This is a genomic window from Chryseobacterium sp. SNU WT5 (genome assembly GCF_007362475.1).
Taxonomy (GTDB): Bacteria; Bacteroidota; Bacteroidia; order Flavobacteriales; family Weeksellaceae; genus Kaistella.
This window is the reverse complement of the sequence record NZ_CP041687.1, coordinates 1,231,776-1,243,988: the sequence shown is the minus strand read 5'-3', so window position 1 is coordinate 1,243,988 and position 12,213 is coordinate 1,231,776. Positions and strand designations below refer to the sequence as shown.

General features: G+C 35.0%; 12 protein-coding genes. 9 read left to right on the top strand and 3 right to left on the bottom strand.

The genetic code is table 11. The features are described from left to right. Window positions 1-242 precede the first annotated feature (242 nt). The 3 genes from lysA to FNJ88_RS05915 all read right to left on the bottom strand — a co-directional run bounded on the left by lysA (window position 243) and on the right by FNJ88_RS05915 (window position 4,423). Window positions 243-1,442 carry a diaminopimelate decarboxylase gene (gene lysA / locus FNJ88_RS05925; RefSeq protein WP_143852303.1) on the bottom strand — a complete coding sequence of 400 codons (1,200 nt, stop codon included), beginning with the start codon at window positions 1,440-1,442 and terminating at the stop codon, window positions 243-245. Window positions 1,443-1,654: 212 nt separating this feature from the next. Continuing rightward, complete coding sequence (locus FNJ88_RS05920) at window positions 1,655-2,881, bottom strand: PolC-type DNA polymerase III (RefSeq protein WP_143852302.1); 1,227 nt, start codon at window positions 2,879-2,881, stop codon at window positions 1,655-1,657. 15 nt (window positions 2,882-2,896) lie between these two features. Continuing rightward, complete coding sequence (locus tag FNJ88_RS05915) at window positions 2,897-4,423, bottom strand: helicase HerA-like domain-containing protein (RefSeq protein WP_143852301.1); 1,527 nt, start codon at window positions 4,421-4,423, stop codon at window positions 2,897-2,899. Window positions 4,424-4,555: 132 nt separating this feature from the next. Between FNJ88_RS05915 and FNJ88_RS05910 the strand changes: the two genes are divergently transcribed. The 9 genes from FNJ88_RS05910 to FNJ88_RS05870 all read left to right on the top strand — a co-directional run bounded on the left by FNJ88_RS05910 (window position 4,556) and on the right by FNJ88_RS05870 (window position 12,212). After that, window positions 4,556-4,918: a hypothetical protein gene (locus FNJ88_RS05910; protein WP_143852300.1), complete on the top strand. Its 363-nt coding sequence runs from the start codon at window positions 4,556-4,558 to the stop codon at window positions 4,916-4,918. 109 nt (window positions 4,919-5,027) lie between these two features. Next, the gene (locus FNJ88_RS05905) at window positions 5,028-5,885 is read left to right on the top strand and encodes a hypothetical protein (protein WP_143852299.1); all 858 of its coding nucleotides are present in this window, start codon (window positions 5,028-5,030) and stop codon (window positions 5,883-5,885) included. Between the two features lie 135 nt (window positions 5,886-6,020). Then, window positions 6,021-8,012, top strand: a complete 1,992-nt coding sequence (locus tag FNJ88_RS05900; RefSeq protein WP_143852298.1) for a TonB-dependent receptor plug domain-containing protein — start codon at window positions 6,021-6,023, stop codon at window positions 8,010-8,012. 81 nt (window positions 8,013-8,093) lie between these two features. After that, complete coding sequence (locus FNJ88_RS05895; RefSeq protein ID WP_143852297.1) at window positions 8,094-8,537, top strand: hypothetical protein; 444 nt, start codon at window positions 8,094-8,096, stop codon at window positions 8,535-8,537. 71 nt (window positions 8,538-8,608) lie between these two features. Beyond that, the gene (locus FNJ88_RS05890; protein ID WP_143852296.1) at window positions 8,609-9,403 is read left to right on the top strand and encodes a sulfite exporter TauE/SafE family protein; all 795 of its coding nucleotides are present in this window, start codon (window positions 8,609-8,611) and stop codon (window positions 9,401-9,403) included. A gap of 8 nt (window positions 9,404-9,411) precedes the next feature. Continuing rightward, window positions 9,412-9,795 (top strand): hypothetical protein, encoded by a 384-nt coding sequence (locus tag FNJ88_RS05885; protein WP_143852295.1) that lies wholly within the window; start codon window positions 9,412-9,414, stop codon window positions 9,793-9,795. A 62-nt stretch (window positions 9,796-9,857) separates the two neighbouring features. Next, complete coding sequence (locus tag FNJ88_RS05880; protein ID WP_143852294.1) at window positions 9,858-11,267, top strand: MBL fold metallo-hydrolase; 1,410 nt, start codon at window positions 9,858-9,860, stop codon at window positions 11,265-11,267. Then, on the top strand, window positions 11,267-11,641 hold the full coding sequence (locus tag FNJ88_RS05875; RefSeq protein ID WP_143852293.1) for a rhodanese-like domain-containing protein: 375 nt from the start codon (window positions 11,267-11,269) through the stop codon (window positions 11,639-11,641). Before FNJ88_RS05880 ends, FNJ88_RS05875 begins: the two co-directional genes overlap by 1 nt. Then, window positions 11,628-12,212, top strand: coding sequence for a methyltransferase domain-containing protein (locus tag FNJ88_RS05870; protein WP_143852292.1), 585 nt, complete (start codon window positions 11,628-11,630; stop codon window positions 12,210-12,212). Before FNJ88_RS05875 ends, FNJ88_RS05870 begins: the two co-directional genes overlap by 14 nt. Window position 12,213: the final 1 nt, after the last annotated feature.

Below are 12,213 nucleotides of genomic sequence, written 5' to 3'. Positions count from 1 at the left end.
AGCAAGTCGTGGATTTAGTGAATTTAGGGTCAGGTCAGAAATTTATAGAGAAAGTGAAAACAAATGTCATTTCTTTAAGATTTGGATAAGATTTCTAATTTGTTACTGAAAAATACGAATAACCATAGCTGATAAATTTTACAATTTGTCAAAATGCAAAATCCGATATCAAATATCGGATTTTTGCTTTTATATAGTTGATTTTAAAATAGAAAATCTGCTTTCTTAATTGAAATTGGCACTTATATGACTTCAATTTGGTTTTTCAACAGATCTTCAAATTCTTCTCTTTTTCTGATCAAATGTGCTTTCCCATCCAGAAACAAAACTTCCGCAGGTTTTAAACGGGAATTAAAATTTGAACTCATTTCAAATCCATAAGCTCCTGCATTTCTAAAAACCAAAATATCACTTTCCCGAACTTCATTTAATTTTCTGTCCCATGCAAAAGTATCTGTTTCACAGATGTTCCCCACAACGGTATAAATTCTTTCAGCACCTTTTGGGTTGGATAGATTTTCAATAATATGATGAGAATCGTAAAACATCGGGCGGATTAAATGATTGAAACCGGAATTAATTCCCACGAAAACCGTAGCAGTTGTTTGTTTGATAACGTTCGATTTTACCAGGAAATGGCCACTTTCACTCACTAGATATTTTCCGGGTTCAAACCACAATTCAAATTTTCGGCCGCTTTCCTGATGATAATCTGCTAGTGCTTTTTCTACTTTTTTTCCTAATGTTTTCACATCGGTTTCCAAATCTCCCTCCTGGTACGGTACTTTGAAACCGCTACCCATATCGATGTATTTTAAATCCGGAAAATGTACCGCCAGATCAAACATAATTTCTAGACCTTGCAAGAAAACATCTGTATCTTTTATTTCACTTCCGGTATGCATATGAAGTCCTTCAACCAGAAGGTTGGTCGACTTCATTACTCTTTCGATATGACGAAGCTGGTGGATAGAAATACCAAATTTAGAATCGATATGGCCTGTTGATATTTTATGATTTCCACCCGCATAAATGTGAGGATTGATTCTTACAAAAATAGGATAGCTGTTGCCGTATTTGTTACCAAACTGTTCTAGAATGGAGATGTTATCGATATTGATATGAACTTTCAGTTGCATTGCCTCCTCAATTTCGAATAGATCAACACAGTTGGGAGTGAACAGGATTTTGTTCGGGGTATAACCTGCTTTTAGACCTAATTTGACTTCATTGATAGAAACACAATCTAAACCTGCACCCAAACTCTTTATATATTTTAGAATATTAATGTTCGTCAGTGATTTAGCAGCATAGAAAAACCGTGTACTTTTATGAAAAGAGGATGTTAGCTTTTCATAATGGTTTTTAATGCTCTCTGCATCATATACATAAGTTGGGGTTCCGAATTCCTCGGCGATTTTAATTAAATGTTTATCAGTCATATTACGTTGTTTTATTAAATTAAAAAAAGCAGACCTTAAAAAGAGCCTGCTTTACAAATATTGTTAAAATACGAGCCCTTAATCCACATCGATTGCTTTAGAGAAAAACTTTTTCCCTTTTGCAGTAACCTTTTTTATAGATGTAAGAACTTTCACTTTGCTTATTCTAAATTTTTATCAAAAATAATTTTTTTTATTTAAATCTATACTATTTATTTTGAAGGAGTTGCAATTATTTCGAAATCTCCGCAGAGAAGTCCTAATTTTAAGTCATTTATTATATCGGTAACGGGGAAATCAATAACTATTTTCAGGTGGTCTAACTTTTTCAAGGATTCAATCTGGGTATAAAGCTCATAAAAACCGTAAGCACTTAATTTTCCCTTTTCAAAAAGTAAAAAGGATTTTTCTCCCAATACTCTTCCTGCAGAGATCCAAAGCTCATCATTTTTGTTAATGGTTAATAGTTGTTGCAGATTTCTAACTTGTTGTAAGTCTGGTTTTGTATTGATGAAGCTCACCGCTTTCGATCCTTGCGTAAATGATTTAAATTTTAATAATGGTTTTTCCGTCTGTTGTTGTGCAATTTTATCAACGAAATAATGGCCTTTTTTATGGTAAAGACCAAAAGTTAAAGATTCTTTTTTCTTTAAACCTTTCGTTTTCATTAACAATTTTGCGAGAATATTACTTCCTGTTATATCAAAGTAAATCTGCTCAACTTCTTCCTGCATAGATTCCCATCTTTTTGATTTTGAATGAAATATACTTTTGGCTGATTTATTTAGGTCGTCTACAAACTCAGAATAGATAATAAAACCTTCTTTATTTTGAAAATATAGAATACCTTTTTCAGCTGGTAAATCCTGAGTCAGATCACGGATTTTATTTTGATAGGTTTTTGCATTAACTTCATCATGATGTTGCTGAATAATCTCCGAATCTTTGTCTTTGATCATCAATAATTTGAATAATTCCAAGGTCGCACGAGCGTCTCCCGAGGCACGATGTTGGTCTACCAGTGGGATTCCCAAAGACTTAACCAATTTGCCTAATGAGTAACTCTCGGCTGTTGGTATCAATTTTTTTGCTAAAGGAATTGTGTCTACCGTATTGATTTTAAATTCGTAACCCAATCTTTTAAATTCTTGACGGAGCATTCTATAATCGAACTCAATATTATGACCTACTAAAGTCGTATTTTGTGTAATCTCCACCACTCGTTTTGCGATTTCGTGGAATTTTGGGGCATTTTTCACCATTTTTGGTGAAATATTAGTCAGTCTTTGCACAAAAGGGGTGATGTCACTTTCTGGGTTTACCAAAGAAATAAACTGGTCAACAATGTGGTGACCATCATATTTATAAACGGCGATCTCGATAATGCTCTCTTTTCGAAAACCGGCACCGTTACTTTCTATGTCAATTACTGAATACAATTTTTTTCTTTTTAATTATCTTTTTCTTCCTCCTAGACCAAACATCCCTAAGACAAATTTCGCACCTTCTCTGGCAATTGTGGTAGCAAACGTACGGCCTGCTCGAGATTTCATAACGCTTTCGAAAACTCCAGGCTCTTGTTTTATTGTTTTTGTTTTGACCGTGGGAGCAGCATTTTGAACAGCTTGTTCCATTCTACTAGTCAACATTTCGTAGGCAGAATCTTTATTGATGGTTTGCTCATATTTCGCGACCATCGCAGAACGACTCGTTAGATCTGAAACTTCCGCATCATTTAAAATATCCATTCTTGACTCCGGTGAGATCAAGAAAGTGTGAACCAACGGTGTTGGAATTCCTTTCTCATCAAGCGCAGTGATAAATGCTTCCCCAATCCCCAGGTTTTGAATTAACTCTTTAGCATCATAGAACTCAGTGATCGGATAGTTTTCGACCGCTTTTGAAATTTCTTTTCGATCCTTTGCGGTAAATCCGCGTAAGGCATGTTGGATTTTAAGACCCAATTGCGATAAAACATTTTCTGGAACATCACCAGGAATTTGAGTAATAAAATAAATACCAACACCTTTGGAACGAATCAATTTTACCATCGTTTCTATTTGACTTAAAAGAGTTTTCGAAGCTTCTTTGAAAATCAAATGAGCTTCATCGATGAAGAGAACTAGTTTTGGTTTTCCACTATCACCTTCTTCCGGAAACATCATATAAATCTCGGCAAAAAGGGATAGCATAAAAGTTGAAAACAGTTGTGGTTTACTTTGAATATTACCAACTCGGAGGATATTCACGACTCCTTTGCCATCTCTTTGTTGTAATAGATCTTCCACATCAAAACTTGGTTCGCCAAAAAATGAAGTTGCTCCCTGTTGTTCCAATGCGACAATTGATCTAAGAATTGCTCCTAAAGAAGCCGGCGAGATAGAGCCATAATTATTGGATAGATCTGCTTTCCCCTGCGGATTATCAGTAACATATTGCAGGACTTTTTTCAAATCATCCAGATCAATTAGCGGCAAACCTTTGTCATCACAATATTTAAAAACAATTGAAATAATACTTTGTTGGGTATCATTTAAATTTAGGATTTTTGACAATAAAAGAGGACCAAATTCGGTAACGGTAGCCCTCAGCTTGACTCCTTTCTCACCTGAAATAGACATTAATTCCACCGGAAAAGCTTGTGCCTGATAAGGGAGTTTTGTTTTTGCATATCTTTCAGTGATGATCGCGTTTTCAGTTCCTGGTTCGGCAATACCAGAAAAATCTCCTTTAATATCTAAAACGAGTGATGGAATTCCGGCATGGGAAAGCTGCTCCGCAAATACCTGGACTGTTTTGGTTTTTCCAGTTCCAGTAGCACCTGCAATTAAACCGTGCCTGTTTATTGTTTTTAAAGGAATTGTTACATCTAATTCAGGAACCACTTCGCCGTCAAGCATTCCTTTCCCTAACGTTATAAATTCGCCTTTTGGAGTGTATCTCGGAGTTAACTCTTCAATAAATTTTGCTTTGTCTGCCATTTCAAATGTTTTTCAAGGGATAAAGATAAAAAATAATCAAGAGTATAAATTGTATTACGATAAAATGTTGGCGCTAATAGCTGACGTATATCATTTTTAATTAAGACTTAAAAGTCTTAATTTTGTTCTGTAATGAAGTCTATATTAAACATCATATTATCAGTCATCATTTTTGGAGCGAGTTTTCAGAATTCTCTCTTTATGATTGATTATAAAATTAATCAGGACTTTTATGAAATTCACTGTATCAATAAATCCAAACCTCAGCTCGATTGTCACGGTAAGTGTCAGATGAAAATGGAGAGTGAGAAAAGTACTAATCCATTTAATCTGGTGAAGTATTCCTTTGAATTTAATATTTTACCTACTGCACCTCTTTCTTTTTTTGTGAAAAAGCAAGATCTGGAAGGTCTTCATACGTTCACCTTTTGTTATCAGGATTTTTTCTTTCCTGCAATTGTGTTAGGTATTTTACCGCATCCTCCGCAAGTATAATTTGATTATTTCTATTCACCTTTTCTTTTTATTTTAAAATGAAGAGGTTACTCCTTCTCTGATATTTAGAGAAGTTATAAAATCAAATTATCACTTAAAAATCAAAAAAATGAAATTTTCATTCAACACGCTATTTGCATTATTGGCAATGGCACTTCTCGTGATCTCATGTAGAACTTCCGATATGGATGAGCCCGTTATTCCAACTTCTGAAATGGAAGGATTGATAAAAATAAAGGAAGTTACCAATAACACGCATATCATTGAGTTATATTCTAAATCCGGAACTACTGCGTTAGGATATAACGACATTAAATTACGAATTAGAAATAAAGCGACAGGAACATTTGAAAAAAATGCGGTCGTTAACTGGATGCCTTTAATGCATATGACTTCTATGTCCCATTCTTGTCCTAAATCTTTGGTGAAAAAAGTAAATCCAGAAGGTTCGCTGTATTCAGGTTTTATAGTTTTCCAAATGCCGGACAACAGTAGTGAATATTGGGATTTAAAAATTGATTATACGATTGGGTCTACTGAATATACTGCCACCACGATCATAAATGTTCCTGCTGCTGGAAAAAGAACCGTTACTTCTTTTATGGGAAGTGATAATAATAGATATATTATGGCTTATGTGGAACCACGGACTCCGGAAGTGAAAACAAATGAAATGATAATTGGAGTATGGAAAATGCAAGACATGATGAGTTTTCCAATTGTAGATGGATATACGGTAAAAGTAGATCCAAGAATGCCCAGTATGGGAAATCACAGTTCGCCTAATAATATTCCTGCATCCCAAAATGGACCTGGAAATTTGTATAACGGAAAGCTTGCCCTAACGATGACCGGTTATTGGAAGCTCAATTTGCAATTGGTTAACCCAGATGGAATTGTTCTAAAGGGAGAAGAAATTACGGAAACTAACCCTGCAAGCAGCATCTTTTTCGAAATCGAATTTTAACACACTAATTTTAGATCAAAACTAATTTGTTCTAATGTTACAAATTAGTTTTGATTATTTATCAATCTATGGTGACCTGTTCAAGTTGAACTTTCAATGATGACAACGTGTGGCCATGATTAATCCATTTCTCTCATGAAAAGACTATTATTTATCCCTGCATTTTTGGGTTTAATTATTCAAATACAAGCACAGAAAAACTCCGCAGATTCCATTCAGTCACAATCTATTCAAGAGGTTATCGTGATTGGAACAACAAAAATAGCAACTAAAGAAAATAAACCTTTGGGTTCAATAGATGAATATTTGCAAAAATCTCCAAAAGTAGAGATGGTCAAACGGGGAGCTTATGCCTGGGAGCCACTTATCAATGGTTTGCCTACTGAAAGAACTTTGGTAACTATTGATGGAATGCGAATTTTCGGAGCATGTACCGATAAGATGGATCCCATTACATCTTATATTGAAGTTTCTAACCTAATGGAAGCCAGCATCAGTTCTGGACAAGAAGGTTCGTGCCATGGAAATACCATCGGCGGCGCTATCGACTTGAAAAGAAACAAAATGATGTTTGGACAAAAAAAATGGAACTTTAATGTAAATAGCGGGTACGAAACCGTCAATCAGCAAAAGATTTTTGGAGCAGGAACGACCTTTAAAACTGAAAGATTCTATACCGATGTTAATTTTATGATGCGAGATGCGGAGAATTATAAAGCAGGTAAGAATGTTGAAATTCCGTTTTCACAATTCAAAAAAATTAATATTTCTGGAATTACTGGAGTGAAACTGGGTGAAAATAAATTACTGGAGGCATCTGTTATTTACGACAAAGCGAATGATGTAGGTTATCCTGCTTTGCCTATGGATGTTTCTATTGCAGAAGCGTTGATTGCGTCTTTAAAATTTCAATTGCTTCCTGAAAGTGATATTGTACAAAACTGGGAAACTAAAGTGTATTTTAATAATATCATGCACAGAATGGATGATACTAAAAGACCAAATGTTCCCATTCATATGGATATGCCAGGTTGGAGCAAAACATATGGATATTATTCTCATTTAAAATCTGTTGTTAACAAACACCATTTTTTACTTAACATTAATGGGTTTTATAATAAATCATCGGCAGAAATGACGATGTATCCAGAAGATAAAGATGAAAAATTAATGTTTATGCTGACTTGGCCGGATGTGAGAACTCTCGCGCAATCTATTTATTTGGAAGATCAGATAGAATTGAACCAAACTTCAAGTCTAAAATTATCAGCTTCTGTAACGATGCATCAAAATAAGATTGAAAGTAAATTTGGGTTAAACAGTCTGCAGATTTTCTATCCAGAAATGAATCCTGAGAAAAGTAGAATTTTGAAAAGTATTGCCGCTAATTATCAGTTTGATAAGAATGATTTTCAGGTGGGAATAGGAGTGGGATATGGTGATAGGGCGCCTTCTGTTTCTGAAGGCTACGGATTTTATTTATTCAACAGCTATGAACGGTATGATTATATTGGAAATCCCAATCTTAAGAATGAGTCTTCCATTGAGGCAAATGCTTTTGTAGGAATTCAAAAGAAAAATTTCAAGGCAAAAATCTCGTCTTCTTATTTTCATATTTCAGATTATATCGTCGGAAAGATTATTGATAATCTCGTCCCAATGACGATTGGTGCCAGCGGTGTCAAAAATTACACTGCGTTAGATTATGCTAATGTTTTCAATATTAGCCTGTCTACAGAATTACAGGTTTTGGAACCATTAAAGTGGAGTACTCAGCTGGTTTACATGCAAGGAAGGGATAAGAATAATGCGAATTTACCTTTTATGAGTCCACTCAGTTATCAAACAACCTTGAGATTTGACAGAAATAATTTTTCTTCAGAATTTTCTCTATTTGGAAATACGAAACATGTTGATTTTGCTCCGCGATATGGGGAGTCAAAAACACCCGATTATGCTATTGTAAGTACTAATCTTGGTTACCAGTTTCCTTTAGAAAAAATTAAAATTTATGCGAAAGTTGGAGTAGAAAATGTTTTTGACCGTTTTTATACCACCTATTCAGACTGGAATGCAATTCCACGACCAGGAAGGAACTTTTTTGTCAATCTGAATTTTAAGTGGTAATAAAGGCACTTCGATCTCTTTGGTCGGAATATTGCCGTGTAAAAATTTATTAAATTTGTTAGAATAACTAAATATAGAATTATGAAAAGAAAGGAGATCATTAGCAGAATTATAGAAGAGCAAAATGCAGTTGTTGCCAGTTTGCAACAATCAGTAGATCGGTATAAAATCGCCTCTGATCTAGATGAAGAAAGTACGCACGATCCAGATGATTTCTCACAGCAAACACAAGCTAAAGATATGCAGCTCCGTTATGAGCAAATGTTAAGAGAAGCGTTATTCCAAATCGAATTCTTAAACAAAGAGCTCGATTTACAACATGACAGTATTGAGAAAGGAGCTCTTGTAGAAACCAATATTAATTATTTATTCATTGGTGTTGCTGTTCCGGTTTTTAAGTTTGAAGATAAAGAGGTTATCTCTTTTTCTGAACAGGCACCGGTTTTTGAAAGTATAAAAGGCAAAAGTAAAGGTGATTCGGCCGAGGTCGGAAAAAACATGATTAAAATTATATCTTTATCATAAAGTGAATCTGTTTGTGACCTCTATCACAATAAGACCAATAATTAAAGACTAAATTTGCTAAAATTATTTAGATGGAGATATTAGGATACCTTGCTGCAATATTGATTGGACTCGTAATGGGATTGATTGGTGGTGGTGGTAGTATATTAAGTGTTCCTATATTCGTCTATATATTTGGTTTTGATCCAATTACTGCTACTACGCTATCACTCTTTGTAGTGGGAACTACAAGTTTGGTTGGGACTACAGGATTCATGCGACAGAAATTAATTGACTTTCGAACTGCATTTATATTTGGAGTACCCTCTATACTGGGAGTGCTGTTCTCCAGGAGGTTGATCATTCCGCACTTACCTGATTACATCATTAATAGGTGGGGAATTACGATGACAAAAGACATGTTTTTACTCTTGCTTTTTGCAATCCTTATGTTGATTTCTTCGTTCAAAATGATTAGGAAAACAGAAAGACCTTTCGGTAGAAAAGAAAATGGGAATAATTATACGATTCTTCTGTCTCAGGGTCTGTTGGTAGGTATTATAACAGGGCTTATTGGCGCTGGTGGTGGTTTTTTAATAGTGCCGGCTTTAGTAATGTTGATCGGGTTGCCTATGAAGAGAGCGGTTGCAACTTCTCTTTTTATTATATCAATGAATTCATTACTTGGTTTTGCAAGTTCTCTTAAAATGATAACGGCAGACTGGGGTTTCCTTGCCATTTTTACAAGTTTATCAGTCATCGGTATTTTTATCGGAATTGGTATTTCGAAAAAAATTGACGGTAGAAAATTAAAACCCATATTTGGATATATTGTCTGGGTTATGGGATTATTTATCATTATTAAAGAAATATTTTTTAAACAATAATTTACGATATGAAAAAATTAGTGATTTTTACTTTTGCGCTTTTTTTAGCAACTGGCTGTGCAAAAGAGCAAACAGCTTCCTCCATGGAGACTGCTGTTTCAGAAAAAGATCCCAATGAAGTAAGTTTGGAACAAACGCCAATTAAACTTCAGAGTGAAGACGGAAAAACAGTTTCCGTTACTTATTTTGCAAAAGGCGAAGATGTAGCAGTGAAAATTGTTAAAGATAATGAACCAGAAGAAATTTTGATAGCAAAGAAAGTTTCAAGTAAAGGAGATCCTGTTTTTACTAATGAAAAACTGATGTGGGAAGGTTCAATTGGAACAGGTGGAAAATTAACAGACGTGGCAGGAAATGTTACTGAATATCGTGAAAAAGAAGTAACAAAATAAATATTCATAATTGATTATAATAACTGAAATAATTAAAGATCAATAGCCTTAAATAAATAAAAATGAACGTAGAACAAATATATACTGGTTGTTTAGCTCAAGGAGCATATTATATCGTTTCTGAGAAGGAAGCGGTTATTATAGATCCTTTAAGAGAGACAAAACCGTACCTTGACCGATTGGAAAAAGATGGGGTAAAATTGAAATATATTTTCGAAACTCATTTCCATGCAGATTTCGTGTCTGGTCACGTAGATTTATCCAGAAAAACAGATGCCCCAATCGTTTACGGACCTACCGCCAATCCTGATTTTGATGCGATTATCGCAGAAGACGGACAGATTTTCGAAGTAGGGAATATTAAAATTAAAGTTTTGCATACTCCTGGTCATACCATGGAAAGCTCTACTTTTCTCTTAATTGATGAAAACGGTAAAGAGACCGCTATTTTTAGTGGCGACACTCTTTTCTTAGGAGACGTCGGGAGACCTGATCTTGCACAAAAAGCGGCGAGCATGACTCAGGAAGAATTAGCTGGAATCTTATACGATAGTTTACAAACTAAAATTATGCCTCTCGCAGATGACATTATTGTTTATCCTGCGCACGGGGCAGGCTCCGCCTGTGGTAAAAATATGCAGAAAGAGACTGTGGATACTTTGGGGAATCAAAAGAAAACCAATTATGCACTTAACCAGCCAAATAAGGAATCTTTTGTAAGAGAAGTCCTTGATGGCCTGTCTGCGCCGCCAAAGTATTTCGGGATGAATGTTGCAATGAATAAAGGGGGTTATGAAGATTTTGACAGCATCCTTAAAAAAGGAACAAGACCTGTAAATGCTGGAGATTTTGAAAAAGTTGCAGAAGATACAGGTGCTTTAATTTTAGATACCAGAAGTGCAGCTTCTTTTCATAAAGGATTTGTGCCCAACGCTATAAATATTGGATTGCAAGGTGATTTTGCACCATGGGTTGGAGCGATGATCGTTGATGTACAGCAACCTATTTTATTGGTAACGGAAGTAGGCAATGAGGAAGAAGCGGTTACCCGTTTGTCAAGAGTAGGATTTGATCATGTGATCGGTTATTTAGAAGGTGGTTTTGAATCATGGAAAAATGCAGGTAAAGATGTTGATTCTGTAAAAAGAATTTCAGCTGAAATATTTGCCACTGAACTAAAAGATGATTCCAAAGTGATTGATATACGGAACGAAACGGAATATGCAGCAGAACACGTTAACGAAGCTTATAGCAGACCACTGGTAGATATTAATGAGTGGTCAGCTGATTTAGATAAAGAAGAGCATTTCTTCTTGCATTGTGCTGGAGGTTATAGAAGTATGATTGCAGCAAGTATTTTAAATTCAAGAGGAATACGAAATTTTACAGAAGTGGAAGGTGGTTTTGGAAAGATTAAAGAAACTGCTATTCCTAAAAGTAATTTTGTTTGCCAAAGTAAAACGTTAAATTGATGAGGTTTAAGAATTTTATAATCACTCTGCTGCTATTTGTTGCCTTTTCCTCATGTAAGACAACTGATGTTAACGCAGTGGCTTCCAGAAGCGACATCAAGGAAATAGTCAATGATCCCCAAACTACATTAATTGATGTACGGATTGCAGACCAATTTTCAGATAAAACAGCATCAGGAGCCATTAATATTCCACTGGCGCTGATAGAAGATAATCTCGATTTTCTAAAAAAGCAAAAACAGATTGTTATTTTCTGTAACACAGGAAGGCAGGCGGATCAGGCAATAGAGATTTTAAGAAAGAACGGAATAAAAAATGCATACTCGGCTAAATCACTGCAAAATGTGCAAGCGATAAGAAATGAAACTCGATAAGGATTATTGGGAAGAAAAATGGGAAAGTAAAAAAACGGGTTGGGATATCGGTTATTCCTCACCCGCAATTGAAGCGTATCTCTCTCATTATCAAAACACAGAGGCGAAAGTTTTAATTCCAGGATGTGGAAATGCGTACGAAATTGATGTTCTTTGGAAACTTGGATTCAGGAATGTCACCATTTTAGATTTTGCACCAACTGCGGTGCAGATTTTAAAAGATAAATGCAAGGAGATGAAAGGGGTTTCTGTAATCTGTGAAGATTTCTTCAACCATCACGGAACTTATGACCTTATTATTGAGCAAACTTTTTTTTGTGCCATTCCTCCTTCATTAAGAATTAAGTATGCAGACAAAATGCATGAGTTATTAAATAAAGATGGAAGGATTATCGGGGTAATGTTTAATAGAAACTTTAAAGAAAGTGGACCGCCTTTCGGAGGAAGTATCTCCGAGTACAAGTTGATTTTTGAAAAATATTTCGAAATTCAAAAAATGGAAGAATGCTACAATAGTATTCAGTCTAGACGGGGTAGTGAGATTTTCATTAACTTTAAAAAAGAGATTTAAA